Origin of the sequence: Bacillus toyonensis BCT-7112 (assembly GCF_000496285.1) — a bacterium.
Lineage (GTDB): Bacteria > Bacillota > Bacilli > Bacillales > Bacillaceae_G > Bacillus_A > Bacillus_A toyonensis.
Genome location: NC_022781.1, coordinates 399,888 through 426,882, shown reverse-complemented (window position 1 = coordinate 426,882; position 26,995 = coordinate 399,888). Strand labels below are relative to the sequence as shown.

Below are 26,995 nucleotides of genomic sequence, written 5' to 3'. Positions count from 1 at the left end.
GTTCTAGTTATGACAAAGGTAAAATTAATGAATCAAAAACGTGTGATTGAAGTAGCTGCAACATTATTTTTAGAAAAAGGGTTTGCTTATACAAGTATGGATGAATTAGTACGTGTAAGCAAAGTTTCAAAGTCTAATGTGTATTATCACTTTTCTAATAAGGAAGTATTATTAGAAGGGGTCGTTGATTATTGGATTGAAATGTATCAATCTGCAATTGATGACGTACTTTCTCAGAACCAATTTTTAGTTGAAGATCGTATCCAACTGTTTTTAAAGCAATTATCACAAGGAGTTCAATCGAGAGAGTATAAGGGGAGCTGTCCATTTATTACTCTTTATATTCAAAGTCCTAAACAGGCCACGCAAATAAAAGAAAAAATAGGTCTTTTTTTTACAGGATTACAAAAGAAAGTTTCTCTATTACTTAAACAAGGGGTAGAGAATGGAGAATTCAGAAATACGATTCATATTGATGAGGTTGCATCACTGTTTATTACAAATCTTGAAGGAGCGTTATTTATTTCAGAAACATTGAAAGATGCAACTGTAATCACGAAAACAGCAGATCATTTTTTAAAATTGCTTCGATAAAAGAAGCATTTTTTTTACATCAAATTAGTACTGAGTAGTACTAAAAAGGGGGATTTTATATGAGAACAGTATTTTTAACTGGTGGAACAGGCTTTATTGGAAAGCAATTAGTAAAAGAATTAGCCAAAGAGGATGTTAAAATTCTTCTTTTAGTAAGGTCGAAAAGTAAAGCAATACGCATTTTTCAAGAAAGAGGCATCTTAAAAAAGGCAGTTATGCACTTTATTGAAGGTGATTTGACGAAAATAGATTTAGGTCTAAGTGCTGAAGATAAGGAGAGGGTATTGAAAACGGATGTGATTATTCACGCAGGAGGCCCCATGGATATTCAAGCGACAAGTAAAGAGGCAGCTTCCGTATTTTTAAATGGCGCCAAACATATTAGTGAATTAGCTAAAAGTATTCATCAATTGAAGGGCTTGCAACAATTTATTCATGTTGTAGGTTATATGAGCCCCTTTGATGATAAAAATAGCAAGATTGCAATTGATGTGTTTAAAGAAGGAAACAATTATTTGAAAATAAAAAATCCATATGAGAGAACAAAATTTTTAGCAGATCTTTATATCCGTCACCAGGCATCAGCAGTAGGTTATCCGCTTTCTGTAATTAATCCGCCAACTGTAGTCGGTAGTAGTAAAACAGGGAGTACAGAGCAGATAGCAGGATTAGGTTTGCTTGTGATGAGCATGCGAAGAGGGCTCATGCCAGTGATTCCTGGGGATAAGGGATATAGGTTACCACTTATTTCAAACGATGAGCTTGCGAAGTTTATTGTGCAGGTTTTCAGATTGGAACAACCGACTATTCAAACATATACACTTGTTGAAGACAAACAGCACGATCAGAACATTGCTGAATTATTAAGTATTATGTCGGAAAGTATGAATATGAGGGCACCAAAAATCTCTGTCCCAATGCCACTTATGAAAGCAATTATGAATAGTGGAGTAAGTAAAATAACAAAAATTCCTTCTGATGGACTGAATTTTATTACAAAACGAAAATTTTCAAATGTTTCAGCGAAAAAAATTATGGGAGGAGATTGGTTTAAGAAGAAGAGTGTAATGAAATTTTTCCCTGCCGTAGTAGCTGATCTGGATTATCGAATGATGTATCAAAATGGCCAGCATAATCATTTATTTAAACGAACATTATGCGATAACAATACCCTTTACCAATTACAAGGAGAGGGTAAACCGTTTATTTTATTACATGGTTTATTGAGTGATGGAGAGGATTTATTTCCTTTAGCACATGAGCTTCATGAAAAAACTGGTCAACCTGTATGGATCTTGGATCTTCCAGGTTTGGGACGTTCTCCTTTTAAACAAGAGAAAAATCTTCTAGGTATCTATTTGAATGTAGTGAAAAAGTTATTGGAGAAAGCTACTAATGGTGCACATCTAATTGGCCATTCATTCGGTGCGTTTATTCTTCTGGAAGCATTGGTACAAAAGTACATAGATAAGAAGTATTCAATCACTTTACTTCAGCCACCTGTTGCTAAAAAAAATGCTACATCGCTAAATGTTCCCCAATTTATGAACAAATGGACATTAAAATTGGCAACTACTAATTTGATAGGGCGTTATTTATTAAGTAATGGTTTGTTTGAAAGTATGGAGAGCATCCCTGAACATTATATCGAAAAAATAAGTAACAGTTTTACTTCTCCTAGAATTTTAAATACTACGGTTCAGCTTAATAGTTTACTACTGAAAAACAATCAAGGTGATTTCAGTGAAGTAACAAAGTATAATCTTCACATTATTTGGGGGGATTATGACAGAGGCTATTCTGCTCCATCGCATCTTGGTAAGGTTGATTTTGTTCCATATGGCCATCATTTTCCTCTTAGCCATCCGAGTGAAACGGCAACATTAGTAATAAAAAATAGTAATACTAGCAGATGAGAGTGTGGGATAAATAAAAAGTGTGTAGTAAGATCGTTGTGTCTTTGAAATAAAATTGTACTGTTTAGGGCCCCACCCCATCACCATCAGACTAAGAAACGCAAATACCTCAAAACGAAAAAATGAGCATTTTGTTACAAGATAGTACAAAATTTCGTTCTGGGGGTGCTATAAAATTTTAGCTTGATGGCGATGTGGTGCTACCCCATGCCCATCAACTTAAGAATTTAGAACTCCCCAAAAAATTATGAGTTTTTTGTTACAAGTTATCACAAAGTTTCGTTTTTGGGGTAGTTTTATTTTCTTGGCTTGATTGCGATGAGCGGTACCCCATAAAGGCCCCTGATACATAATTGATGTTCTGCCATTTGTAGAAAACAATCCACTTATACCATTTTAACAAGAAGAAATATCTCGTCCATGTTGTAATATTGGCTTACGTTAAGCTTGTGAAAAAATCATATTCATGTATAATACAATTGATGTATGATACATTAGTTGTAGGAGGGTGACCTTTTTGAAAAGAGAAGATGCCTTAAAACTAAGGACAGATATTAAGAAAATGATTATAATAACTGGGGTTTTTGAATCTCAAAATTTGCCCAATGGACCATTTGAAAAACCTTTACCAACTTCTCAAATGATGGCGTTAGAGGAACTAGAGGTGGAAAAACTAACTGTTTGGCAACTATCCAATAAACTTAGATTAGAGACTTCAACTGTAAGTAGATTGGTAGATAAGTTAGTAAAAAAGGGGCTTATTTATCGTGAAGTAAATGAAAAAAATAGAAGAGAACTTTTTCTGCACCTCACAGAAAAAGGTCACATAACTGTTAATTGCTTAAGAGAGCAATCCATTACATTTTATCAAAGTATTCTCAATAATTTATCAGAATCAGAACAAAAAATAGTTGTGGATGGTTTTGAATTATTTATTGATTCTATTTCTAAGCCTTTTGATTAGAGTGAGGTAAGTCATAACATTTGGAGGATAAAATGAGTTTGCATTTTGAACGTCCTATTATTGAATTAAAAGAGAAATTTGATGAATTAAAGAAAATTATGAAAGAAAATAATGTAGATTTATCGTCAGAAATTCATGAATTAGAAAAACGTTTAAATAAAATGCAAGATAAAATTTATTCTAATATTACACCTTTTCAACGAGTTCAAATTGCAAGGCTACGTAACCGACCCACGACATTGGACTATATACCTTTATTGTTTACAAACTTTCTCGAACTTCATGGTGATCGATTATATGGTGATGATAAAGCAATGATGGGTGGTATTGCAAAATTTAAAGGAATGCCCGTTACGGTTATTGGTCATCAAAGAGGTAGAAATACAAAAGAAAGTATAGAAAGAAATTTTGGAATGGCACATCCAGAAGGTTATAGAAAAGCGCTAAGACTTATGAAACAAGCTGATAAATTTAATCGCCCTATTATTACATTTATTGATACAATAGGCGCCTATCCAGGGATAGGGTCTGAAGAACGTGGAATTTCTGAAGCGATAGCTCGAAATCTATTTGAAATGACTACACTTAAAGTGCCGATTGTTTGTATTGTAATTGGAGAGGCATCAAGTGGTGGAGCTCTTGGCATTAGTGTCGGTAACCATATCCATATGTTAGAGTATTCATGGTACTCGGTAATTTCGCCAGAAGGAGCAGCATCTATCCTATGGAAGGACGCTAAGTATGCTCCAGAAGCTGCTGAACATATGAAAATTTCAGCAAAAGATTTAAAACATTTAGGAATTATTGATGAAATCATTCCTGAAATTAAAGGTGGAGCACAAAATGATATAAAATCACAGGCAAAAATGATTGAATCTGTAATCGAATCATCTCTAAAAAAATTGATACTATTATCCTCGGAAGAGCTTATACAACAGCGGTATGAAAAGTATAGACAAATAGAGAATTATAAATGAAAATATTTAAAGTCCGTATTACATTTCGGAGGATTCTCGCAAAAAAATTTCGAATATTTTGTAAGTAACCTCTTAAACTGGGATATGCTGATACTATTACTCTACAAAAGATGTGTGATCGGTATGGAAAAGGAAAATTTGTTCAAATGGAAGCATTATCACATACCCATCAACTTAAGAAATTGATTGTTCCCCAAAACGAAAAAATGAGCTGAATTCTCATAAATAACTGTAAAAAGGTGGAAATTTCGTTATGGGGGGTATCTCAAAAGCTTAGGTTGATGGCAATGTGGTACCGCCAACAAGACACGAATTTTGCATGCTAAGCAAAAAAACAATAAGCTGTCCACATGGACAGCTTATTTACATAATTCTCGTTATTGGAAGTAGAATAGGGGTCCTAAAATAATGTATAAGAGATAAAGCCCAAGAAGAACGGCAGTAATTACACGTGATGTTGCCATCAATTTTTGGTTCTCGTATAACTTATTCAAGAAAAAGAAGAAGAGGACTATCCAAATTCCTTTTGAAAAAAACGTATACAGCATATTAAATGTAACATCAAAAAATTGTATGAAATTCATTGAGATTCTCCTTCCGTCTTTCCTTATTATACCATTAGCGAGGAGTAATACATCGTGTGATTTTTTTGTATATGATATACATATTCGGTTAACATAACGTCTCATTATCGGTAGCAAGTTTTTCATAGAATCCTTGTTTTTACTAAATCTTTTGTCTCTATGTCTATCTATCACTTATACAAGATTTTATACATCATTGATATAGCGGAGATTCTAGGGATCTTCGCTATTCTTTTTTGCATGAAATCTTGTATAAAAAAGTAGTTATACTAGTGTGTTTTACTCCGATTCATTTCAAAATATAATTGAAAATCCACCTCTAAATTAAAAAAGAAGGTGTTACCTTTATATATAAATAACTTCGAAATATTGTATAACAGATAATTTTTATCCCGCTTTAATGGGCAGTAAGACCCCCACCTCAAAATGCAGCGAAAGCAAAGAAGTTAGGTGGGGGATCAACTGCCCATAAAAGTCCGATTGGTGAGGGCTAATAATCAGTGGGGGATGAAGAAAACCCCCACTGATTAAAGTTTCACTTTATGCATTATTGATTAGCATTGCTTATGGTGCTAACGAATCAGGATAGTGTGGCGACCGACAAACTAAATAGTTGCTTATCCTCAATTATTAGAAGGAAAGCTCTATCATTTCGAGAATTTATTAGACATAGACGAGTGCTATAATTTTCTATATATACATAAAGAGGTGACTACGCATGAATCAAAGACCGTCAGAAGAAGAGTACGCCGGGAACTCTGGCGAATATATCCGTTTGGTACCGGACGGTAACATCATCGATATTCTGCTCGCCCAGGAAAAGCAAATGACCGAGCTCCTGGCATCGTTGACCGAAAGCCAGGCCGCATATCGGTATGCGGAAGGAAAATGGACGCTGAAAGAAGTCGTGGGCCACATTGCAGACGCGGAACGCGTCATGACCTACCGCCTGCTCCGGTTCGCAAGAGGGGACCAGACGCCTCTGACCGGTTTCGATCAGGAATTGTTCATACCTCCTTTCGGAAGCTGGACAACCGAGCAATTGGCCGAAGACTACCGGGCCGTACGGCAATCAACGATCACATTGCTGCGCGGGCTACCGGCGGAGGAGTGGACCCGCAAGGGCACAGCCAACAACCTAAGCATTACGGTGCGCGCCCTCGCGTACGGCATCGCAGGACACGAACTTCATCACATGGGGGTCATCCGAAATCGGTACTTGAGTTAATCATCGGCTGAGGTCTTTGGAATGGAACTAACACCTCTCATACAACCTTAGATACCGTTCTTATTGGGGGCCCGCCCCACAACCATCAACTTAAGGATTTAGACTATTTTTGAAATTAAAAGCACATTACTATTCTCTTATGTTAATGAGAATAGTAATGTGCTTTTTATGAATATGCAACAAAAACAAGAGTTATCTTTATTTGCCGAAGCGTTATATCGATTTTTTTCATTTGGGGGTATTTGTTTTTCTTAGCTTGATAGTGATGAAGCACTACTCTATAATGGTCAAATTAAAATTTAAAACGGTTATAGAGACTCCATTCCTCGGAAATATTGTAACTATTAAGTTGTAAAAAGAACCGTAGTTTTTTATTTTTGAAAAGGCTATGGTCCTTTTTAGTTGTAGCAAAGATATGACGTGAGGAAGTTTTTGTAAATCGAAAAAATTTGATTAATTAGTTGCATAATAAATTAATCAGCATATATACTATAAACATCAAAAAAAATTGATGAAGGGAGAGTGAACTACAGTGGCGCAAGATTTTCAGCTCTATGAGAAAAAGTTTAAAGCGTTGGCGGATCAAAAGCGTTTAGAGATTATGTATGAGCTTTGTCAGCGAGGCCAGACGTGTGTATGTGATTTAACGGAGGTTTTTGAAATGACGCAATCTAAGTTGTCCTATCATTTAAAGATTTTATTAGATGCAGGTTTAATTATAAAAGAAACAAAAGGTACGTGGAGTTATTATGATTTAAATGATGTGGAAGTAAATAATTTATTATCAGAAGAATTGTGCTGTATCTTTAGAAAAACAGGCAAAGGTAGTTGCTGTTAAAATTTTGCGTTATTAATCAAAAAAAATTGATTAATAATATATAAGAGGAGGAATAAACTATGAGATATGTTCACGTCGGTATAAATGTTACGGATTTAGAGAAGTCTATCGAATTCTACGAAAAGGTATTTGGTGTGTCACCAGTTAAGGTGAAAGTGGATTATGCAAAATTTTTATTAGAGACGCCAGGACTTAATTTTACACTGAACGTAAGAGATGAAGTGAAGGGAAATCAAGTAAATCATTTCGGTTTCCAAGTGGATACAGCTGAAGAAATTACATTGCATAAAGAAAGATTAGAAAAAGAAGGTTTCTTTGCGCGTGATGAGATGGATACGACTTGTTGCTATGCGGTTCAAGATAAGTTTTGGGTAACAGATCCTGATGGGAACGAGTGGGAATTCTTTTATACGAAAGCACAGAGTGATGTTCATACAATAGAAGAGGCATCTTGTTGCACGACTTCAAATGAGGTAGCTAAAAATTCTTGTTGTTAATAGGAGATGGAAAATAAAATGAAACGTTTATCTTTTCTAGATCGATATTTAACACTATGGATTTTTCTAGCTATGGCTGTTGGGATTGGTTTAGGGTTTGTGTTTCCTAGTGTAGTAGACGGACTGAATACATTACAAGTTGGAACAACGTCTATCCCGCTTGCTGTTGGTTTAATTGTCATGATGTATCCACCACTAGCGAAAGTTCGTTACGAGGAAATGGGCCGAGTGTTTAAAGACGTAAAAGTATTGGTTTTATCTTTAGTACAAAACTGGATTATTGGACCTGTACTTATGTTTGTTTTAGCAATTATTTTTCTTCCTGATAAGCCAGAGTATATGGTCGGGCTCATTATGATTGGTTTAGCACGTTGTATTGCAATGGTGATTGTTTGGAACGATCTTGCAGATGGGGATAAAGAGTATGCGGCAGGTTTAGTGGCTTTTAATTCAGTATTCCAAATGTTATTCTTCTCCGTTTATGCATACGTGTTTGTAACAGTCATTCCAGAATGGTTAGGGATTGAAGGAGCTATTGTCGATATTACAATGATAGAAGTAGCGAAATCAGTATTTATCTACTTAGGAATTCCTTTTATAGCAGGCATGTTGACACGCTTTGTACTCGTTAAGTTAAAAGGAAGACAGTGGTATGAAAAGGTGTTAATACCTAAAATTAGTCCACTTACATTGATTGCATTGCTATTTACGATTATCATTATGTTCTCTTTAAAAGGGGAAATGATTGTTAGCGTACCATTAGATGTGGTAAGAATAGCAATTCCGTTATTAATCTATTTTATTGTGATGTTTTTTGTTTCTTTCTTTATGGGAAGAAAAATTGGTGCAAACTATCCGGTAACGACAACGTTAGCATTTACAGCAGGTAGTAATAACTTTGAGTTAGCGATTGCTGTAGCAGTTGGTGTGTTTGGTATTCATTCAGGCGCAGCATTTGCAGCTGTTATCGGGCCGTTAGTGGAAGTACCTGTAATGATTGCACTTGTAAACGTCGCTTTTTGGTTTAAGCGAAAATATTTTAGTGATCAGCCAGTATAATTTAAAAACAAAGGCGGAAAACAACATGGAAAACAAAAAGACAATTTATTTCTTATGCACAGGAAATTCATGCCGAAGCCAAATGGCAGAAGCATGGGGCAAACAATATGTAGGTGATAAGTGGAATGTATATTCTGCAGGTATTGAAGCACACGGAGTAAATCCAAATGCTATTAAAGCGATGAAAGAAGTAAATATCGACATAACAAATCAAACTTCGGATATAATTGATGTAAATATTTTAAATAACGCTGATTTAGTCGTTACCCTTTGTAGTCATGCAGATTCTGTTTGTCCTTCGACACCTCCGCACGTAAATCGTGTTCACTGGGGATTCGATGATCCAGCAGGAAAAGAGTGGTCTGAATTTCAACGTGTTCGCGATGAAATTGGAGAACGTATAAAGCGATTTTCTGATACAGGGGAGTAAATAAAGGAAAGAGCCAATCTTCTATTTTATAGGGATTGGCTCTTTTTTATTGATTTAAACAACTGTTAAAATGAATAGAGAATATTCTGTCATGGTGGTAAAGTTAGAATAGAGCGGTTTCAGGAAGGTGGTTTAACATATGATTTCTGAATTAAACATGAATGATTTTTATAAATGTAACGGTTTAGTAAATGAAAAAGGTCAATTAGAAGTAAAGGCTGTAATTGCAGGGGTGAACCCTGGTCGTATATTTGTAGATAACATCTATTCTCCTAATTCAGGACTTATCTGGTTAGGGAATAATGATGGCTTCTTTTTATAGGAAGTGCAGAAAATGAAAAGTTTAATAATGAAATGAATAGTTTTATTGATAATGTGATAGAACCTGAGGCGAGAAAGGCTGGACTAGATTGCTTTGAAGCAATTGGTAATCATTCAAAGTGGAATAAAACAATCGAAAAAATATTTCAATATCGTAAATTAAAGAGTTGGAATCAAAGGGTGTATACGCTAAAGGAAGAGGATTATGAGGGTAATTATGAACCTAAAATTGAACAAGGGTATACAGTGATAAAAATGAGTAAAGCTCTCTATGAAAATCAGGGGAATGTATTGAAGAATATTGAATTTTTACAATCAAAAATTTTAGAGTTTTGGTCCTCGCTTGATGAATTTTTTAATGAGGGAATAGGCTATTGTATAGTTTTTGACAACCTGATTGTAAGTGTATGTTTTTCAGGGTTCGTTTTTGAAAATATACATTGCATAGATATTGAAACGATAGAAGGTCACCAAGGTAGAAAATTAGCGCAAACGATAGTTCATAGTTTCGTAAAAGAGTGTTTGGAGAATAAGATCATTCCATATTGGGACTGCATGGAATTAAATAAGCCTTCTGTGGCCGTTGTAGAAAATGTAGGTTTTACAAATGTGTTTAATTATGTAGGATATTATTTTCCTTTTGAGTAAATTAAGTGTATGTTACAAACCTATCATCAAAAGTTTTTACATGTAAGGAGAATAGGATGAAACATATAATAAAAGACGTAGTAATAAATTATTTTAAAGAAATTCATGCATTAGTAGTAGAAGAAGAACTACATAAGAACAGTTGGCATACAGATCTACACTATAAAATCATGGTGAATGGGAATCGGTATTCCGCACGGTTTATAAATAGCGATCGAATAATCAATTCGGCCTTTGGGGCGTTATCAAATGAACAATTGAAAGAGCAAGTACGGTTTACGTATTATTTACGAGAGCATGGAATTCCGTTTATGCAGATTAAGGAGAATATGGCGGGGGATTGCTTTACATTACTCACTTGGAATGAGGAACAGTACCGGTTTGTATTGTCTACTTGGATGGAAGGGGAGCATGTTACTTATTGTACAGAAACGATGGCAGAAGTCTTTGGAAAGGAAGCAAGAAAGATACATGATATTTCTAGTATGTTTCAAAGCTCGACTTTTCAAAAGAAATCACATTTAGATGGATATGGTGAGTTTATAAAGCTATTAGAAAATAAGGGTGGTACATGTAAGAAATTAAGAGGGTATATAGATCTCGCTAAGTACCATATAGAATGCGCACATACTAGCGATTTAGAGTTTATAGTACAAACAGATTTAAATCCTTTAAATGTCATATGGGATGCAAATCAATGTGTAAAAGGAATTATAGATTTTGAATCGATTGGATATGTTGATCGTATGGAAGGACTAGCCTTTTTAATAAAGTGGTATTCCCGGACAGAAGGAATAGGGTCACATGTAGTATGTTCGGAAGTTACTAGAGCATTTTTAAAAGGGTATGGAGATAATAACATTTTAACTATAAATGATTATAAAAGACTTTCTTCACTACTATGGTTATCCGGCAGTCTAAATTGGAACTTTGTTAAAAAGACAATGAGTCTATTAGGTGATGAGAGTGAATTAGAGAAACATTTGAGAGTTTATAAAATAAGAGGAGAAAATCTATCTGTATTAGTAAGTAGAGAAAGAGCCAATTCATATAAGTAGGTTTTTTTGTTATATACCAATTATTTTTTCGGGAATGTCTTTTGCACAAATGCATTCGTAATAACAGACTATTTTCGTAAAGGTTATAATTTATAGTATTATAGAGATAGGTTAATATAAAAAAGGGAGGATAACAATGACGAAATTATCTTATAGTGGCTTGAAATATGGAAATAGTGATATGGAAGTAAAATTATTGGTGGATATACAAAATGATAGTTTTGAAATAACACATACTAACGAAGTCTCTCTAGTAATGAATAAATCAAAAGGTGAATATATCGTAGTAAATCGAAACACATTGAAATTTGAGGTTGTTGCATAATACGAATTGAATATGAAACAAATAAACTTTATGTACCTGACTAGAGAAGTCTCTTTATCGTTTGGGAAAATAACAACAATCAATTACTAAAAAACAGCCATATTGATGGCTGTTTTTTAGTAATAAATAATTTTATTATGTTAAGCACTTGGCATCGGCGTTGGAGTAGCTTTTACACCGTCTTTTTTATATTGTTTATCGATGTTTTTTCGAATTTTTAAAGGAGACGCTCCGTTTTGTTTCATTAAAACAGCTTGGAAAGCGATATCTACACACTCTGCGTGATTCATAGCGTGTGAATTCCATGTAACTTGACCATTTTCTTTCATCTCCCGGATAAAACAATCTTTATTACTTGTATGTCCTGAGTTTTCAGCACACCCACAATAACAAGGAATCCATTGTAAGAGTTCGATATCTTTTCCTACCATTCCATAAATTTGTGAGACTTGTCCGTTTTTAGTTGATGATAAGAAAGAAGGAAGAGCTTCTACAGTAGCTGTCGTTTCTAGCGTATCACCTTTAAAATGTGTATCATTATTTTTTGTTTCTTGTAATTGATTTTGTGTGTTGTTGTTCTTAGTAGGTGATGAATCATTAATGGAAATACAGCCAATTAATAGACTTACTAATAAAAATATCGGTACGATCTTTGACATCATACGGTCTCCTCTCTGTAGAGCTACCTTTACATAATGTTTTTATTAATTCGATCTCGTTAACAACATAAACAAAGTAATGAAAGAAAAAGCAATTAACGCTAAGAAGGGGATCGTTATAAAACCTAACCAATTAATATAATCGACATTACAAGGGACACCTTGCACGCACGGGTTAATCTCTGAAATGCCAGGGATTTTTTGTATTGCATAGTGATAAAGTGAAATACTCCCGCCGATAATAGAAATTGGTAATACATATTTTTTCATATTCTTTTCATTATAGAACGTTGCAATGCCTAAAATAATACAGAGCGGATACATCATAATTCGTTGGTACCAGCACAATTCACACGGTATGAACCCAAGAATCTCACTGGAAAATAGACTACCTAGTGTCGCTATCATTGATACAATCCATGCAAAATATAAAGTGTAATTACGCCATTCAAAATGCTTATTTGTTGTATTCATCATTTCTTGTCCTTTAATGCTTTTTCAATTAAATTTTTGATTTGTTCATAATCATAAGGATCAGACAACATCGTTCCATTAATGACAATGCTGGGTGTTTGTTCTACACCGTAATCTTGCGTTAGCTTTTCATCTTTATTTACTTCTTCTTGCGCTGTTTGTTTTTTCAAATCTTCTTCAAGTTGAACGGTATTAATACTTGGTGTATATGTTTTCGCAATTTCTAATAGTTTTTCAGGAGTAATCCATGGATCATCGTGATTTGCTGGCTGTGCGTTAAATAATTCTTTATGGAAGCTCCAATAGGCTTGTGGGTCTTGTTTATAAACAGATTCAGCAGCTAAAGCAGACAATTTAGATTCCGTTCCGTGGAATAAAACATTTACATATGAAAATTTAACTTTCCCTGTATCGATATAGTCTTTTTGAAGCTGAGGGAAGATGCGCTCACCCCATGCTTTACAAGCAGGACACTTAAAGTCGCCAAACTCGATAATAGAGACTGGTGCATCTTCTTTTCCTAAAGTAGGTTGCTTGCCAATAGGGGGTAAATCTTTTATTACTTTATTTGTCGCAACTTTATCTTCTTTATTTAACACGACGAAAGCTGTAACAGCAGCGAAAATGATCAATGTGGCAACGAACAATAATTTGATGTGAGAACTTTGCTTTTTTTCATATAAACACCTCGGATTTTTTAAGTTTAATAGAAACATAATAAGTAGTTTTTAATTAGCGAATTCTTTTAATATCACGGATCATATCTTCATACGGTGTGTTTTGAAGACCTGAATACTTCTTTACAACTTTCCCATCTTTATCTACAAGATAAAAGCTTGTACCATGTATAACTTGTGTATTGTTTTCTGGTTTCGTTACAAGTGTTTGGAAGTTATCTTTTGCAAACTTTTCAATTTCTGGTCGTGTATACCCTATTAAAAAATGAGTTCGCTTCGCATCCATTTCATATACTTTCATAAACTCTGTTATTTTTTCAGGTGTGTCCACTTCAGGATCTACACTAAACGATACAAACTCTACATCTTTAATACCTTCTTTTTGCAACATGTTTTGAAGTTTTGCCATATTAGCTGTCATAGGAGGGCAAACGGTTTCACAACTTGTAAAAATAAAATCGGCTACCCAAACTTTATCCTTCAATTCAGATGAACCAAACTTTTTGCCATTTTGATCTGTAAATGTAAACTTTTCTACATCCCAATCGAGTGAATCTCTTAATTTACTATCACTACATGCTCCTAAAATCGTAATGATAGAAATAAGCATGAGTAATGTAATGACACGCATTTTTTTCATATGTACATCCTTTCAAAATTTATTTAAGGTACGGAGCTACTAGGTAGCCCCGCATCTTATTATTTGTTTCGTAATAAACGCATACTGTTTAGGATTACAATAAGCGCAGCGCCTGTATCACTTAGTACAGCCATCCAAAGAGTAAGCCAGCCTGGGAAGATAAAGGAAAGGGCAATAAATTTAATAATCAATGAGAACCATATATTTTGTTTAATAATGTACAATGCTTTCCGGCTAAGTTTCATCGTATACGGAAGTTTTTCAAGATTATCTGCCATTAATACAATATCTGCCGTTTCCATTGCTGTATCAGTTCCAGCACCGCCCATAGCAATTCCTAGATTTGCAGTAGCGAGGGCAGGGGCATCATTAATACCGTCCCCAATCATAGCTACTGTTTTTCCTTCAGATTGAAGTTGTTTTACAGCATGCACTTTGTCTTCTGGAAGTAAGTTAGCAAAATAACGATCTATTTTTGCTTTCTGTGCAATATGTTCAGCTGTTCCTTCGTTGTCTCCTGTTAACATAACAGTTTCCTGAATACCTGCTCGTTTTAATTCTTGAATCGTTTCATAAGTAGTAGAGCGAATGGAATCTGCTACTGAAATCATTCCTAAAATAACTTTGTTCGTTCCAACAAGTATCACGGTTTGACCAATTCTTTGCATCTCTCGAACTGGTTCATTCCACATTTGAAGCGAAATTCCAAACTCTTCATATAATGCTTTATTTCCAGCGTAGTATGTTTCGCCATCTATTGTGACTTGCGCACCTTTCCCTACAATAGCGCGGAAGTCCGTTCCACTTTGGATAGAAGTTTGATGCTCCTTAGCATATGCTGTAATGGCTTTTGCAATGGGATGATTAGAATATTCTTCAATTGTTGCGGCAATTGATAATAATTCATCTTCCGTACAATGTAAGCTTCGCACATGCATTACTTTTGGTTTTCCTTCAGTCAATGTACCTGTTTTATCAAACGCAATAGCATTTAATGCACCTGCAATTTCTAGTGCAGTACCACCTTTAATGAGTACACCGTTTCTTGCGGCATTTCCTATTGCAGATACGATTGCAACAGGAGTTGAGATAACTAAAGCACAAGGACACGCAACAACAAGAAGTTCTAACCCTTTATAAATCCATTCCATCCATTCGCCCATACCAAGAAGGGGAGGGATGATCATGACACCGATTGCTAATACAAAAACGATAGGTGTATAGATTTTTGCGAAACGATCCAAAAATGCTTCTGTCGGTGCTTTCTTTTCCTGTGCTTCCTCTACAAGGTGGATAATTCGAGATAACGTAGTATCCTCAACGAGTTTAGTTACTGTAATCTCAAGTGAACCTTCCTCATTAATCGTCCCCGCATATACGGAATCACCAATTTGTTTATCAATTGGGATAGATTCACCAGTTATCGGAGCTTGGTTTACAGTAGAAGTACCGCCTGTAACTGTGCCGTCTAATGGGATCTTTTCACCAGGTTTTACAACAATTGTTGTACGCACTGCAATATCATCTACAGATTTTTTTATAAGTTCAGTTCCAACTTGTACCCAAGCTTCTGACGGTGTTAAATCAATTAATCCGCGAATAGATTCTCGTGTACGTTCAATTGATTTATTTTGCAAAGTTGCACCTAATGCAAATAACCAAACAACGGTTGCACCTTCTAGCCATTGACCAATTAATGCAGCACCAATTGTAGCTGAGATCATAAGAACATTCATATCAAGTGATTTACTTCTAATTGCATAAAAGGCGCTTTTAGCAGGTTTATAACCACCGATACCGATACTCGCCGCATAGAGAAGTGTAATAAGAAGAGGTGATATGTTTGTAAAACTTCCTCCAAACCCTAAAGCTAAAAATAATCCTGAAAGAATTAAAGTTGTATTTTTAGCTTTTTGAACAGGAGCGGACCCTCTGCGGGCTCCTGCTAAGGAAGCCCCAAACCCTGCATTAGACACTTCTTTTATAATGTCATCCACATCGCGGTCATGACGAATATGCATTTTTCCAGTAGCAAAGTTTACTCGAACTTCTTCTACGCCTGAAACATTTTGTAGATGCTTTTCGATTGTTAAGGCACACGCACCGCAATCCATTCCGTCCACTACGTATGTTTGTACACCGTCTCCTACTATTTTCTGAGTAGCACGAGGAGGAGATGGATCTTCGCATGAGTTGTCACTACAGCAAGAAGACTTTGATGTCGTTTGTTCTTTTTCTAGAGCTAATTCAGATGAACAGCAGGAAGAGCTATTTTCTGTTTTTATAGAATCATTGTTACTACTACAACAAGAGGTTTCCTTCGTGATAGGGATAATTGGAATCTCTTTTTTAGAGGAGCAACATGACGAATCTTCTATTTCTTTTTCAGTACTACAACAAGAGGTTTCCTTAGCAATAGGAACAATCAGAATCTCTTTTTTTGAAGAACAACATGATGAAGTTTGTTTTTCCTTCCCGTTCTTATTTGTCATGACAGTTTTCTCCTTTTTGAGATAAACAAGCATCGTTTTTATCACATGACGCTACTTCATTTTGTACTTCATGAAAAACGACATCAAACATAGTGAGTAACTGTTCAATTTGCTTATTGCGTAAGGAATAGTGGACGTATTTTCCTTCCTGTCTACCTAGAATGATTCCGCATCCTTTTAAACAGTTTAAGTGCTGAGATATATTTGACTGATTTCCTTGCGTGATTTCCACAATTTCAGATACTGTTTTTTCACCATCCATCATACATTGAAGAATTTGTAATCTTGTTTTATCAGCAAAGCCACGGATGAACTTGGCTTTTACATCTGAATCATTTGAGTTGCACAATTGTATCCTCTCCATTCGTATTAGTAATTACTAATATGTTATTCTTTAATCATATTAGCATTGGCTAATATGTGTGTCAAAATGAATTGAGAAAAGTTTGATATTTTTGTTTTTTAGAGGCAAGTTTTCACGATATATTCATAAAGTAATAAAAAGCGGTTTACAAATTTGCGTACAGCTTATATAATTTGACTCATATAAAAAAGTTTCCTTAAGGAAACTTAAGTGCGGATTTCCATTCGCATTATATTTTTTTGTTTAAAAGTTGCCTTAGTGCAAAATAATTATATAGATGAAAAAAAGAAAGGGGAATGCATAAAAAATGGATGAGGCTATAATTGTCAAAGATTTGTTTGTATCTTATCAAGGGAATCAAGTAGTTCAAAATGTTTCCTTCGATATTGAAAAAGGGAAACTCGTTGGAATTATTGGTCCAAACGGAGCGGGAAAATCTACTTTAATGAAAGCTGTTCTAGATTTAATCCCAAATGATAAGGGATACGTTCAAGTTCTTGGAGAGGATATTCGGAGCGCTAGAAAACATGTTGCTTATGTACCACAAAGAAGTGATATAGATTGGGATTTCCCGATTACAGTTTTAGATGTGGTGCTAATCGGAACGTATCCATCTTTAGGGATGATGAAAAGACCGAAGAAAGAGCATCGAGATTGGGCTTTTGAATGTCTAAAAAAAGTCGGTATGGAGGAATTTAAGAATCGTCAAATTGGTGAGCTTTCAGGAGGGCAACAACAACGTGTCTTTTTAGCGAGAGCTTTAGCGCAAAAGGCGGAAATCTTCTTCTTAGATGAACCGTTTGTTGGAATTGATGTGACAAGTGAAGAGACAATTATTAAAATTCTTAGAGAATTACGCAAAGAAGGAAAAACGATTGTTGTTGTACATCACGACCTAAGTAAAGCAGAGTCCTATTTTGATAAATTACTATTATTGAATAAGAGCTTAATTCATTACGGAGAAGTAAGGCAAGTATTAGAACCAACTGTTATGTCAAAAGCATATGTGAATCACGGCATATTGTTTAATAATGCAGCGGAGGTACATTCATCATGAAGATTGTAGAATTTATAGATGCATTAATGCAGTACAGTTTTCTGCAGAAAGCGTTATTAACTTCCGTTATGGTAGGCGTTATTTGTGGCGTAATTGGCTGTTTTATTATTTTACGAGGTATGGCTTTAATGGGAGATGCTATTTCACATGCTGTTCTTCCCGGAGTAGCGCTTTCTTATATGATTGGGATGAACTATTTCATAGGGGCTGTTTTAACTGGTGTTATTACTGCAGTTGGAATTGGGTTTGTAAGTCAAAACAGTCGAATTAAACATGATATGGCAATAGGGATTATGTTTACATCTGTTTTTGCCGTAGGGATTATTTTAATTACTTTTATGAAGAGTAGTTCGGATTTGTATCATATTTTATTCGGCAATGTTCTATCAGTTCGCTCTTCCGATATGTGGATGACACTTATTATCGGAGTTGTCATTATTGGTCTTGTGATTTTGTTTTATAAAGAACTACTCGTATCCACTTTTGATCCAACGATGGCGCAAAGTTATGGGTTGCCAAATAAGTGGATTCATTACGGCTTAATGATTCTTCTTACAATGGTTACAGTTGCTTCACTTCAAACTGTAGGAATTATTCTAGTTGTCGCTATGCTTATTACACCGGCGGCTACAGCGTATTTATTAACAAACCGTTTATGGGTCATGATTTATTTAGCAGCAGGTATTGGTGCACTTTCATCTGTAGTAGGGCTATATTTTAGTTTCTCTTATAATCTTGCTTCAGGTGCAACAATTGTTCTCGTTGCAACATTCTTGTTCGCATTGGCATTCTTTTTCTCACCGTCACAAGGTTTGTTTTGGAGAGCTATCAAAATTAGAAAAAATAGAGCAAAGTTGTCATAATTGATTGGAGGATAAAAATGAAATTTAAAAATGTTATACTTTCAATACTTTGTATTTTCGTATTTGCATTAACAGCGTGTTCTAGTAACACAAATGGAAAAGAAGAGGGCAGTGAAAAATTAAAAGTTGTAACTACATACTCCATTATATATGATATGGTGAAGCAAATTGGCGGGGATAAAGTTGAGATTCATAGTCTTGTTCCAATTGGGGCTAACCCGCATGAATATGATCCACTACCAAAAGATGTTATGAAAATGACAGATGCAGATATGGTACTTTACAATGGATTAAACCTAGAAGAAGGTGGAGCGTGGTTTAAAAAGCTATTAAAAACGGCAAATAAATCAGAGAAAGATGCACCTGTGTATAAAGTAAGTGAAGGTGTAGAAGCTATTTATTTAGAGACAAAAGGATTAGAAAAAGAGCCAGATCCACATGCATGGATGAATATTAAAAATGGCATTTTATATGCTGAAAATGTGAAAAAGGCATTAATTAAAGAAGACCCTAAAAATAAAGAATTCTATACTAAAAATGCCGACAAGTATGTAGCAGAACTTCAAAAGTTACACGATGAGACAGTGAACAGAATTCATCAAATCCCTGAGGAAAAACGTTTCTTAATCTCTAGTGAAGGTGCTTTTAAATACTTTGGAAAAGCATATGATATTAAGACGGGATACATTTGGGAAATTAACTCAGAAAACCAAGGTACTCCAGATCAAATTAGAGATGTTGTAAGTGTAATTCAAACAAACAAAGTGCCAGCTTTATTTGTGGAAACAAGTGTAGATCGACGTAGCATGGAAACTGTTTCAAAAGAAACAAACGTACCGATTGCCGGTACAATTTTTACAGACTCACTAGGTAAATCAGGTGAGGATGGAGATACTTATTTAAAAATGATGAAATGGAATATAGATACAATTATTAATGGGTTACAAAAGTAAAATTTGTTTTTTTATGTAGCATAACTATTGAAGTTTTATAAAATAAGAAAAGAAAGAGCCAACTCATACGAGTAGGCTCTTTTATTCATCCCGCCCTTTGCTGCTGGATGATAAGAATCTCACCTTAAAATTAGGCGAATGCGAGGGAGTTAAGTGGAAATCGGGATGCACGAAAAAGCATGATTGGTGTGGGCTATTAATCAGTGGGGGATGGACTCCTACTGATTAAAGTTTTATTTCATAATCTTTCACTTTATTAATAGTAGAATTTATTAGAAAGGATAATCATTTGTTTGATATAATTAATGGATGTGAAGTAGGCAATAGATAGAAAGATACTTCTAGCAATTTTATACTTATAATGTAGGGAGATTGAACAGAGTTATGGGGACAGAAAAAGAAATTAGTTCCGCTAAATTAATATGGAAGATGACGCGCCCGCATACATTAACGGCGACGTTTTCTCCTGTAATTTTAGGGACGGTGGCATCACTTTATGTTGCCGAAATTGATTGGCTTTTATTTATTGCGATGATGGTTGCATGTTTAGCATTGCAAATCGCAACGAACTTATTTAATGAGTACTATGATTTCAAACGTGGATTAGATACAGCTGATTCTGTTGGAATTGGTGGCGGGATTGTCCGTCATGGATTGAAGCCGAAAAATGTTTTAACAGTTGCGCTTTTATTGTACGTAGTAGCAGCTTTTATTGGTATTTATATTTGTATGAATAGTAGCTGGTGGTTAGTGGTCATTGGTTTAATTGGGATGGCGGTTGGCTATTTATATACAGGTGGTCCATTACCTATTGCGTACACCCCGTTTGGAGAATTAGTTTCTGGGTTATTAATGGGGACATGTTTTGTACTCATTGCTTTCTTTATTCAAACGAATACTGTAACAGTTGAAAGTATATTGATTTCCATTCCAATTGGAATTTTAGTCGGTGCAATCAACATGTCGAATAACATCCGAGATATCGAAGAAGATATTAAAGGTGGAAGAAAGACATTAGTAATCCTCCTTGGGAGAGAAAAAGCAATAGTAACACTAGCGGTAGCCTTTTTCATTGCTTATTTATGGATCGCTATAATTGTATTGATGGGTTATATAAGCCCTTGGGCATTAGTGATGTTCTTAGGTTTGAGAAAGCCAATCTCTGCAATTCAAAGTTTCCAAAAAGGGGCAAAGGATCCCGGGTATATGCGCATCGCAATGAAATCAACAGCGGTGACAAATACGATTTTCGGCTTCTTATTATCAGCAGGATTATTAATTAGTTACTTGTTCTAAATAACTTAACCCCAATTTCTTAATTTTAATATGGAGAGATTGGGGTTTTATTTTGAGTTTGTTTAACGTTAAGAACATTTTCATTCGAAGTGAAAATACCAATAAATTGCAACTTCATCATTTGTCATATCCAAACCTTTATAAACAAGAAAATCAAACCCACCAATTACAAATCCGCATTTTTCATAAAATTTACATGCTGTAACATTATTATTTTGCGTTTCAAGCATGATCCCGGGCATGTTGCTTTCTTTTGCCCATTGCTTTGCTTGATCAACTAATCTTTTACCAACTCCGAGTGTACGATATTTTTTATCCACCGTTATATCTTCTATGTAAGCATAGTGATTCCAATTTTTTTTCAATACTATGAATCCGATGATTTGGTTATGTAACAGTGCTATGTAAATTACTTGATTAGGCTTATTTATATACTCATTGTACGCCAGTTCTTCATTATCATTTTGTAAATAACTTTTTTCATAACTCGGAACGTCTTCTATTGTATATTCTATGCGTCTATTTACTTTTGAAAGAGAAAGAATTAACCGAGCATTCACTATAAAACTGTCATCAATCTCTGGGAAATTGTCTAAATCATTTGTTTTTAACTCTCTAATTAAAAGGCTCATCGTGATACCTCCAAATAATAGTATTTCTCCTGGTTCTTTATGTAAATCAAATTCATTCCAATTACAAAATTATAATAGCATTTCAATTGTAAGACTATCTCTGCATTTTATCTTTATATCGTCATGCTATTATCTTGATATAACTATGTTGTATGTAGTAGTGACGGAAATAGTGAAAGATTGCTAATTGGTTAATATATAAAATGAACTATTTCTTCCTAACAATAAAATAAATCGGGAGAAGATAAAAGATGCAAAGAACAATTTTAATCGTAGAAGATGAAGATATTTTACGTGAGATTATGAAGGATTACCTATTAAACGAAGGGTATAACATCTTAGAGGCGATTGATGGGAAAGAAGCGTTATCTATATTTGAAGAGTATGAGGTGCATTTAATTATTTTAGATATTATGTTACCGGAATTAGATGGTTGGGCGGTATGTCGGCGAATTCGAAAGAAATCTAATGTACCTATTATTATGTTAACAGCTCGGGTAGATGAGGATGATACTTTACTCGGATTTGAACTAGGAGCAGATGATTATGTTACAAAGCCATATAGTCCTCCTATTTTATTAGCAAGAGCAAAACGATTAATGGAAAGCCGATATTCTTCCGCTGTTAAAGTATTAACTGCAGACACATTAACGAGTAGTGGTATCCATTTACATTTTCCTTCTCGTACAGTAACCATAGATGGGGAAGACATAAGTTTGACGCATACAGAATTTGAAATATTAACGTATTTTATGCAAAATCAAGGAATTGTAATTTCAAGAGAACAACTAATCAATAAAATTTTTGGTTATGAATTTGCCGGGGATGATCGCACTATTAATAGTCATATTCGTAATTTGCGTCATAAATTAGGACAAAAAGCAGCTTGTATTGTAACTGTTGTACGAGCTGGTTATAAATTTGAGGGACAAGTATGAAAAAAGGAATTGTATTAAAGTTATTTATTTTAACAACAGCATTATGCACACTTATTTTAGTAACTATTTTTATCGGACAAACTATATTTTTTAAACAATACTACGCAAATCGAAAAGTGAATGATATTAAAACAAATATTCAATCCTTTGAAAAAGGATATGTAAAAGCTGGAGATGATGCGAAAGCAATTCAAGAATTGGAACAAAATTTCTATCAAGAGAATGCGACATGGATTACAACGTTAGATCGTGTAGGAAATATAAAATATGCAAATGATTTTTCTGTAGAAATTCAATTAGACCCTAACGAAGATAAGAGATTTTCTGAACGTTCCATTCATATACCGTTGTATAGTTTTATCAATTTAGAAGATATACAAAGGATGAAATATAGTTTAGAACAAGGGAGTCATATTATTATCGACGGAGTACAGAAGGGGGATATAGTAATCCCTGCGATGTTAACGATAAAAGAGAAGAATGTTGGGCTGGAGAACAAGCAACTGTCAGAAAGGTTGTATGGGCCAAAAGCCGCATCTTCAAAAGAAAGTTCACAATTATATTTAGCAGGAAGCATTCAGAATGTACAATTACCGGAGGGGACTGTAGGAACGAACTTTATATATGGAAATCGTGTGCTTATAGATAGAATAAAGCAATTTCAGGTGGATTTATTATTGGATCAAAAATTTAATGAGGTTACTTCTACAGAAATATTGGATTACGAAGAAAATGATATTAAATATAAACTTTTAATCAAGCCAACAATAGATGCAGAGGGTAAGACAAACTATATTTTTGCTATGACATCATTGCAACCAGTTGATGAAGCGGTGCAAATGATTAAGGATTATTATGTATATTTAATTATCTTTGTACTGATTTTAATTGTTTTGATATCGTTCTATTACTCAAAAAAAATCGCCAAACCACTATTACAAATAAATGATACTACAAAAAAATTGCGGGTTTAGATTTCTCAGAGACGATACCTATTACGACAAAGGATGAAATAGGTGATTTATCACAAAATATTAATACTCTTTCTAAAGCTTTGCATTCGTATATTCATCAATTACAGCAAGATATAGAGAAAGAAAAGCAATTAGAAAATACACGTAAAGAATTTATCGCGGGTGTTTCACATGAGTTAAAAACACCTTTAAGTATTATGAAGAGCTGTATTTCAATTTTGGAGGATGGCGTTGCTAGTAATAAAAAGGATTATTACTTTAAAGCAATGTCAAAAGAAGTAGATAAAATGGATATGCTCATTATTGATATGCTGGAGTTAGCAAAATTCGAATCTGGTACGTATAAAATGGAGATGGATGTCTTCCATATTGATGAGATGATTGATTATATATGTGAGCAATTAACTTCGGATATAACAGCTAAGCAATTATATGTTCATAAACAATTTTCTAAAATTGAAGTTGTTGCAAACCCAAATCGCATAGAACAAGTTATAACGAACTTTATTACGAATGCGATTCGTTACACACCAGAACAGGAGAATATTATTATTTCTACAATAGAAGAGAATGAACGTGTAAAAGTATGTATAGAAAATAAAGGGGCTCATATCGCGCCAGAACATTTAGAAAAAATATGGGATCGTTTTTATCGAGGAGATACGTCTCGTCAACGTTCAAAAGATGGAACAGGATTGGGCCTTGCTATTTCAAAGAATATATTGGAGCTGCATGATGCGGAGTATGGTGTTTCGAATACAGAAGATGGAGTATTATTTTATTTCTATTTAAATAAAAACGTGTAGAATTTCTGTTCTACACGTTTTTATCATTTTTAAACAAAATCGACATTATCTGCATTTTATCTTTATCAGTATTTATTACTATTTTCATTAGAAACGGAATGAAAAGCTGATAAGGAGATTGTTAAAATGCAAAAAAGAGCGATATTGCTTTTATTTATAATATTAATAATGGGCACAGGAGTTAGTTTCATACATGCTAAGGGGCATAAAAATATATCACAAGAGGATTTACGATTAAAAGGAAAAACTATTGTAATTGATCCGGGGCACGGTGGAGGAGATAGAGGGACGAAAGGAAAGAAATTTGGAACGATTGAAAAAGAACTCAATTTAAAAGTAGCACAAAATATAAAGAAAGAATTAGAAGAAAGAACGGATGCTAAAGTTATATTAACACGTGAAAAAGATACGAGTTTACTTCCAGAAACAAAGCAAAAGGAAGAGTTGCAAGCTCGTGTCAAAGTAGCAAAAGACCATGCGGCGGATCTTTATATTAGCGTTCATCATGATGCTTTTGAGGATACGAATGTAAAGGGAATAACAACTCATTATGGATCTAATAAAAGGAAAGATAAAAAGTTAGCTAAGATCGTACAAGAAGCTATTTTTGATCAAAATATAGACAGCCGAGATCGAGGTGTTCATGGAAGTGATTTTCTTGTCTTACGAGAAAATCCTTCTCCGTCTATTTTAATTGAATTAGGATTTACATCTAATGCGAGTGATGAAAAAAGAATGAATTTAGAAAAATTCCAGGCGAAATCGCAACAAGGTATTGTGGATGGCATTATTAATTATTTTACGATGTAATAAAATAGGCAAATAGAAAAATACTATTCTTTCTAAATCTTAATTAGGAAGAGTAGTATTTTTTATTTTGGGTGTATATCCAGTTTTCAAATTAGAAACAAATGTTTTCTAAAGAGTGGATGCGATACGCTATTCTTTAACTGATTTCGACATTATCTGCATTTTATCTTTATCCATCTCTATTAATCTATTTATTGTAAACACCGGTTGAAACTAACGATTCAGTCGAATAAAGGCTCAGCCTTATAAATAATGAATATGAAAATTAATAGGGAAAGGATCGAAAAATAATGAAAGAATCGCAAAGTAAGAAAAAAACAAGTGTAGTAACGAAGGCAATCATATCTTTAGGAGTTGTTTTAGCGACGACCTTTTTCACATTCTTCATAATTGGAAATTGGAACTCTACCCCAGCGAAGGGAGTAGCTAATGAAAGTAGTAAACAAGTTAATACGCAACAAGAAGAAAAGAAAAAAGAAACACCACCAGCAAAACAGAAAAGACCTGATGGAAAACCGGTAGGAAAGGTTGTGTATTTAACATTCGATGACGGTCCTAGCGAATTAACTGGAAAATTTTTAGATGTACTAAAAGAGCAAAATGTTGCTTCGACATTTTTTATGCAAGGTAGCAATTTACAAAATACAGGTTTTCAGGAAAACGTAAAACGAGCAGTAAAAGAAGGACATTATATTGGTGCTCATAGTATGACACATAATAGTGATAAGCTATACAAAAAAGGACAATTTGTATCGGAGATGAAAGAAACGTTAGCTCTTATCCATAATATTACGGGTAGAACGCCTAAACTAGTTCGTCCGCCATATGGATCTGCACCAGGATTAAAGGGTGAGGAAATTCGTAATCAAATTGTAGAAGCAGCAATAAAAGTTTGGGATTGGACAATAGACTCAAATGATTGGAAATTAAAAGATAATCCAACTCAGATTATCGATAATGTAAAGAAACAGACAACAGAAGAAGTAGAAGTTGTTTTAATGCATGAAAAGGCGCAAACATTACAAGCTCTTCCTGAAATTATTAAATTTTATAAAGAGAAAGGGTATGAATTTGGGGTATATAATGATGAGGATCATTTTCGTCTAAACTTCCAAAAAGATCAACGTCTATAGTATAAACATAGTTATTTTAAAAGGTGTTTTTATTACTAAATCAATAATTAAGCCAAAAGTCGATTTCCTATACGATAAAGAAATCGGCTTTTTTTATAAAGTTGACTTTTTTATCAAAAGGGTTTATTCTACTTGTGCAAGTAACAACTTGCATTCGGGTTTGGATAAAGATTATGTGAAAGTTGGATGAAACGTGAATGAAATGACAAATACATCAGAACGTATTATTGAGGCTTTTTTAGAACTATTCCGCACTCATGGCTATAAGGGAACGACTACACGCTCGATTTCGGAATTAGCGGGCGTAAACGAAGTAACAATTTTTCGGAATTTCGGGAGCAAAAAGAATATTATGGAAAAAGCCGTCGAATCTTTATCGCATGATATGGAATTGAATAAATTAATGCCTGGAGAGATGACTTGGAATCTTGAAGATGACTTGCTATCTATTGCAGAAGGATATCTTGCATATATAGAAAAGTTAAAGGATTTAATTTTGATTAGTTTTCAGGAAGCTGAAATGTTCCCAGAGCTCAAAGAAAAAATTGCATTAATTCCTAAACAATTAAAAGATAATTTGGTTTCATATTTCATTGAGATGAGAGAAAAGGGAAAGCTTATTGAAACTGATATGGAAGCCCAGGCGATGAACTTTATTTGGATGAATTTCGGTTACTTTCTTTCTAACTCACGCTTCGGTGACAATTTATTTTCAAATTCAAAAGAGACTTTTCTAAAACATAGTGTCCAACTATTTTCTAGGGGGCTAACTCCCTAGGTCTTTTTTT

Annotated in this window: 27 protein-coding genes and 2 pseudogenes; 21 read left to right on the top strand and 8 right to left on the bottom strand. The window is 34.3% G+C overall.

From position 1 onward, the window contains the following. The first annotated feature begins 27 nt into the window (after positions 1-27). The 4 genes from BTOYO_RS02195 (at position 28) to BTOYO_RS02180 (ending at position 4,451) form a co-directional block, all read left to right on the top strand. Positions 28-594, top strand: a complete 567-nt coding sequence (locus BTOYO_RS02195; protein WP_001072318.1) for a TetR/AcrR family transcriptional regulator — start codon at positions 28-30, stop codon at positions 592-594. A gap of 59 nt (positions 595-653) precedes the next feature. Further along, on the top strand, positions 654-2,510 hold the full coding sequence (locus tag BTOYO_RS02190; RefSeq protein WP_001261128.1) for an alpha/beta fold hydrolase: 1,857 nt from the start codon (positions 654-656) through the stop codon (positions 2,508-2,510). A 517-nt stretch (positions 2,511-3,027) separates the two neighbouring features. Next, positions 3,028-3,474, top strand: a complete 447-nt coding sequence (locus tag BTOYO_RS02185; RefSeq protein WP_000817662.1) for a MarR family winged helix-turn-helix transcriptional regulator — start codon at positions 3,028-3,030, stop codon at positions 3,472-3,474. A 32-nt stretch (positions 3,475-3,506) separates the two neighbouring features. Beyond that, positions 3,507-4,451 (top strand): acetyl-CoA carboxylase carboxyltransferase subunit alpha, encoded by a 945-nt coding sequence (locus tag BTOYO_RS02180; RefSeq protein WP_000052091.1) that lies wholly within the window; start codon positions 3,507-3,509, stop codon positions 4,449-4,451. 377 nt (positions 4,452-4,828) lie between these two features. On the opposite strand, the gene BTOYO_RS28205 is transcribed toward BTOYO_RS02180, so the two are convergent. After that, the gene (locus BTOYO_RS28205; protein WP_001009379.1) at positions 4,829-5,035 is read right to left on the bottom strand and encodes a hypothetical protein; all 207 of its coding nucleotides are present in this window, start codon (positions 5,033-5,035) and stop codon (positions 4,829-4,831) included. Positions 5,036-5,753: 718 nt separating this feature from the next. On the opposite strand from BTOYO_RS28205, the gene BTOYO_RS02170 reads away from it, so the two are divergent. The 8 genes and pseudogenes from BTOYO_RS02170 to BTOYO_RS02130 all read left to right on the top strand — a co-directional run bounded on the left by BTOYO_RS02170 (position 5,754) and on the right by BTOYO_RS02130 (position 11,439). Continuing rightward, a complete protein-coding gene (locus tag BTOYO_RS02170; protein WP_001076297.1) occupies positions 5,754-6,263 on the top strand; it encodes a DinB family protein in 510 nt (169 codons plus the stop codon). Positions 6,264-6,795: 532 nt separating this feature from the next. Further along, positions 6,796-7,101: an arsenical resistance operon transcriptional regulator ArsR gene (gene arsR / locus BTOYO_RS02165; RefSeq protein ID WP_000046017.1), complete on the top strand. Its 306-nt coding sequence runs from the start codon at positions 6,796-6,798 to the stop codon at positions 7,099-7,101. A gap of 59 nt (positions 7,102-7,160) precedes the next feature. Next, complete coding sequence (locus BTOYO_RS02160; protein WP_001270995.1) at positions 7,161-7,598, top strand: ArsI/CadI family heavy metal resistance metalloenzyme; 438 nt, start codon at positions 7,161-7,163, stop codon at positions 7,596-7,598. Positions 7,599-7,616: 18 nt separating this feature from the next. Further along, positions 7,617-8,657, top strand: coding sequence for an ACR3 family arsenite efflux transporter (arsB, locus tag BTOYO_RS02155; RefSeq protein ID WP_000826574.1), 1,041 nt, complete (start codon positions 7,617-7,619; stop codon positions 8,655-8,657). 25 nt (positions 8,658-8,682) lie between these two features. Further along, a complete protein-coding gene (gene arsC, locus BTOYO_RS02150; protein ID WP_000428368.1) occupies positions 8,683-9,087 on the top strand; it encodes an arsenate reductase (thioredoxin) in 405 nt (134 codons plus the stop codon). A gap of 139 nt (positions 9,088-9,226) precedes the next feature. Continuing rightward, a pseudogene (locus tag BTOYO_RS02140) lies at positions 9,227-10,056 on the top strand (GNAT family N-acetyltransferase). A gap of 56 nt (positions 10,057-10,112) precedes the next feature. After that, positions 10,113-11,114: a phosphotransferase gene (locus BTOYO_RS02135; protein ID WP_000680486.1), complete on the top strand. Its 1,002-nt coding sequence runs from the start codon at positions 10,113-10,115 to the stop codon at positions 11,112-11,114. Between the two features lie 136 nt (positions 11,115-11,250). Next, entirely contained in the window at positions 11,251-11,439 is a 189-nt protein-coding gene (locus BTOYO_RS02130; protein WP_000164171.1) for a hypothetical protein, read from the top strand. Positions 11,440-11,579: 140 nt separating this feature from the next. Here the strand turns inward: BTOYO_RS02130 and BTOYO_RS02125 are convergent, their stop codons facing one another. The 6 genes from BTOYO_RS02125 to BTOYO_RS02100 are packed head-to-tail and all read right to left on the bottom strand — an operon-like array spanning position 11,580 to position 16,730. Continuing rightward, on the bottom strand, positions 11,580-12,098 hold the full coding sequence (locus BTOYO_RS02125) for a PCYCGC motif-containing (lipo)protein (protein WP_000036751.1): 519 nt from the start codon (positions 12,096-12,098) through the stop codon (positions 11,580-11,582). 45 nt (positions 12,099-12,143) lie between these two features. Continuing rightward, positions 12,144-12,575 carry a disulfide oxidoreductase gene (locus BTOYO_RS02120; protein WP_000982255.1) on the bottom strand — a complete coding sequence of 144 codons (432 nt, stop codon included), beginning with the start codon at positions 12,573-12,575 and terminating at the stop codon, positions 12,144-12,146. Continuing rightward, positions 12,572-13,288 carry a DsbA family protein gene (locus tag BTOYO_RS02115; RefSeq protein ID WP_000479383.1) on the bottom strand — a complete coding sequence of 239 codons (717 nt, stop codon included), beginning with the start codon at positions 13,286-13,288 and terminating at the stop codon, positions 12,572-12,574. Before BTOYO_RS02115 ends, BTOYO_RS02120 begins: the two co-directional genes overlap by 4 nt. A gap of 16 nt (positions 13,289-13,304) precedes the next feature. Next, complete coding sequence (locus BTOYO_RS02110) at positions 13,305-13,889, bottom strand: SCO family protein (RefSeq protein ID WP_000738794.1); 585 nt, start codon at positions 13,887-13,889, stop codon at positions 13,305-13,307. A 59-nt stretch (positions 13,890-13,948) separates the two neighbouring features. Then, positions 13,949-16,381 (bottom strand): heavy metal translocating P-type ATPase, encoded by a 2,433-nt coding sequence (locus BTOYO_RS02105; RefSeq protein WP_000182593.1) that lies wholly within the window; start codon positions 16,379-16,381, stop codon positions 13,949-13,951. Beyond that, entirely contained in the window at positions 16,371-16,730 is a 360-nt protein-coding gene (locus BTOYO_RS02100; RefSeq protein ID WP_000336202.1) for an ArsR/SmtB family transcription factor, read from the bottom strand. Before BTOYO_RS02100 ends, BTOYO_RS02105 begins: the two co-directional genes overlap by 11 nt. 322 nt (positions 16,731-17,052) lie before the next feature. Between BTOYO_RS02100 and BTOYO_RS02095 the strand changes: the two genes are divergently transcribed. The 4 genes from BTOYO_RS02095 (at position 17,053) to menA (ending at position 20,914) form a co-directional block, all read left to right on the top strand. After that, positions 17,053-17,802, top strand: a complete 750-nt coding sequence (locus BTOYO_RS02095; protein WP_000343002.1) for a metal ABC transporter ATP-binding protein — start codon at positions 17,053-17,055, stop codon at positions 17,800-17,802. Continuing rightward, a complete protein-coding gene (locus tag BTOYO_RS02090; RefSeq protein WP_000706180.1) occupies positions 17,799-18,665 on the top strand; it encodes a metal ABC transporter permease in 867 nt (288 codons plus the stop codon). Before BTOYO_RS02095 ends, BTOYO_RS02090 begins: the two co-directional genes overlap by 4 nt. A 17-nt stretch (positions 18,666-18,682) precedes the next feature. Next, positions 18,683-19,618 (top strand): manganese ABC transporter substrate-binding protein/adhesin MntA, encoded by a 936-nt coding sequence (mntA, locus tag BTOYO_RS02085; RefSeq protein ID WP_000669589.1) that lies wholly within the window; start codon positions 18,683-18,685, stop codon positions 19,616-19,618. 384 nt (positions 19,619-20,002) lie between these two features. After that, positions 20,003-20,914, top strand: coding sequence for a 1,4-dihydroxy-2-naphthoate polyprenyltransferase (gene menA, locus BTOYO_RS02080; protein WP_000536356.1), 912 nt, complete (start codon positions 20,003-20,005; stop codon positions 20,912-20,914). Positions 20,915-20,994: 80 nt separating this feature from the next. On the opposite strand, the gene satA is transcribed toward menA, so the two are convergent. Continuing rightward, positions 20,995-21,546 (bottom strand): streptothricin N-acetyltransferase SatA, encoded by a 552-nt coding sequence (gene satA / locus BTOYO_RS02075; RefSeq protein WP_000054747.1) that lies wholly within the window; start codon positions 21,544-21,546, stop codon positions 20,995-20,997. 251 nt (positions 21,547-21,797) lie between these two features. Between satA and BTOYO_RS02070 the strand changes: the two genes are divergently transcribed. From BTOYO_RS02070 to BTOYO_RS02050, 5 genes and pseudogenes are all read left to right on the top strand, one after another. Further along, entirely contained in the window at positions 21,798-22,484 is a 687-nt protein-coding gene (locus tag BTOYO_RS02070) for a response regulator transcription factor (protein WP_001189867.1), read from the top strand. Continuing rightward, positions 22,481-24,264 (top strand): annotated as a pseudogene (locus tag BTOYO_RS02065) (sensor histidine kinase). The gene BTOYO_RS02070 and the pseudogene BTOYO_RS02065 overlap by 4 nt, the downstream one beginning before the upstream one ends. 126 nt (positions 24,265-24,390) lie before the next feature. Continuing rightward, positions 24,391-25,074 (top strand): N-acetylmuramoyl-L-alanine amidase family protein, encoded by a 684-nt coding sequence (locus tag BTOYO_RS02060; RefSeq protein WP_001171852.1) that lies wholly within the window; start codon positions 24,391-24,393, stop codon positions 25,072-25,074. A gap of 290 nt (positions 25,075-25,364) precedes the next feature. Further along, the gene (locus tag BTOYO_RS02055; protein ID WP_023440977.1) at positions 25,365-26,207 is read left to right on the top strand and encodes a polysaccharide deacetylase family protein; all 843 of its coding nucleotides are present in this window, start codon (positions 25,365-25,367) and stop codon (positions 26,205-26,207) included. Between the two features lie 193 nt (positions 26,208-26,400). Beyond that, positions 26,401-26,985, top strand: coding sequence for a TetR/AcrR family transcriptional regulator (locus BTOYO_RS02050; protein ID WP_001004643.1), 585 nt, complete (start codon positions 26,401-26,403; stop codon positions 26,983-26,985). The last annotated feature ends 10 nt before the right edge of the window (positions 26,986-26,995 follow it).

Bases quoted from the DNA above. Each gene is read 5' to 3' on its own strand.
- mntA (WP_000669589.1), top strand. From the start codon at position 18,683: ATGAAATTTAAAAATGTTATACTTTCAATACTTTGTATTTTCGTATTT.
- BTOYO_RS02115 (WP_000479383.1), bottom strand. From the start codon at position 13,288: ATGTTTCTATTAAACTTAAAAAATCCGAGGTGTTTATATGAAAAAAAG.
- BTOYO_RS02130 (WP_000164171.1), top strand. From the start codon at position 11,251: ATGACGAAATTATCTTATAGTGGCTTGAAATATGGAAATAGTGATATG.
- BTOYO_RS02195 (WP_001072318.1), top strand. From the start codon at position 28: ATGAATCAAAAACGTGTGATTGAAGTAGCTGCAACATTATTTTTAGAA.
- BTOYO_RS02060 (WP_001171852.1), top strand. From the start codon at position 24,391: ATGCAAAAAAGAGCGATATTGCTTTTATTTATAATATTAATAATGGGC.
- arsB (WP_000826574.1), top strand. From the start codon at position 7,617: ATGAAACGTTTATCTTTTCTAGATCGATATTTAACACTATGGATTTTT.
- BTOYO_RS02160 (WP_001270995.1), top strand. From the start codon at position 7,161: ATGAGATATGTTCACGTCGGTATAAATGTTACGGATTTAGAGAAGTCT.
- BTOYO_RS02120 (WP_000982255.1), bottom strand. From the start codon at position 12,575: ATGATGAATACAACAAATAAGCATTTTGAATGGCGTAATTACACTTTA.
- BTOYO_RS02090 (WP_000706180.1), top strand. From the start codon at position 17,799: ATGAAGATTGTAGAATTTATAGATGCATTAATGCAGTACAGTTTTCTG.
- BTOYO_RS02125 (WP_000036751.1), bottom strand. From the start codon at position 12,098: ATGTCAAAGATCGTACCGATATTTTTATTAGTAAGTCTATTAATTGGC.
- arsC (WP_000428368.1), top strand. From the start codon at position 8,683: ATGGAAAACAAAAAGACAATTTATTTCTTATGCACAGGAAATTCATGC.
- BTOYO_RS02110 (WP_000738794.1), bottom strand. From the start codon at position 13,889: ATGAAAAAAATGCGTGTCATTACATTACTCATGCTTATTTCTATCATT.
- satA (WP_000054747.1), bottom strand. From the start codon at position 21,546: ATGAGCCTTTTAATTAGAGAGTTAAAAACAAATGATTTAGACAATTTC.
- menA (WP_000536356.1), top strand. From the start codon at position 20,003: ATGGGGACAGAAAAAGAAATTAGTTCCGCTAAATTAATATGGAAGATG.
- BTOYO_RS02055 (WP_023440977.1), top strand. From the start codon at position 25,365: ATGAAAGAATCGCAAAGTAAGAAAAAAACAAGTGTAGTAACGAAGGCA.
- BTOYO_RS02170 (WP_001076297.1), top strand. From the start codon at position 5,754: ATGAATCAAAGACCGTCAGAAGAAGAGTACGCCGGGAACTCTGGCGAA.
- BTOYO_RS02180 (WP_000052091.1), top strand. From the start codon at position 3,507: ATGAGTTTGCATTTTGAACGTCCTATTATTGAATTAAAAGAGAAATTT.
- BTOYO_RS02190 (WP_001261128.1), top strand. From the start codon at position 654: ATGAGAACAGTATTTTTAACTGGTGGAACAGGCTTTATTGGAAAGCAA.
- BTOYO_RS02095 (WP_000343002.1), top strand. From the start codon at position 17,053: ATGGATGAGGCTATAATTGTCAAAGATTTGTTTGTATCTTATCAAGGG.
- BTOYO_RS02135 (WP_000680486.1), top strand. From the start codon at position 10,113: ATGAAACATATAATAAAAGACGTAGTAATAAATTATTTTAAAGAAATT.
- BTOYO_RS02070 (WP_001189867.1), top strand. From the start codon at position 21,798: ATGCAAAGAACAATTTTAATCGTAGAAGATGAAGATATTTTACGTGAG.
- BTOYO_RS28205 (WP_001009379.1), bottom strand. From the start codon at position 5,035: ATGAATTTCATACAATTTTTTGATGTTACATTTAATATGCTGTATACG.
- BTOYO_RS02105 (WP_000182593.1), bottom strand. From the start codon at position 16,381: ATGACAAATAAGAACGGGAAGGAAAAACAAACTTCATCATGTTGTTCT.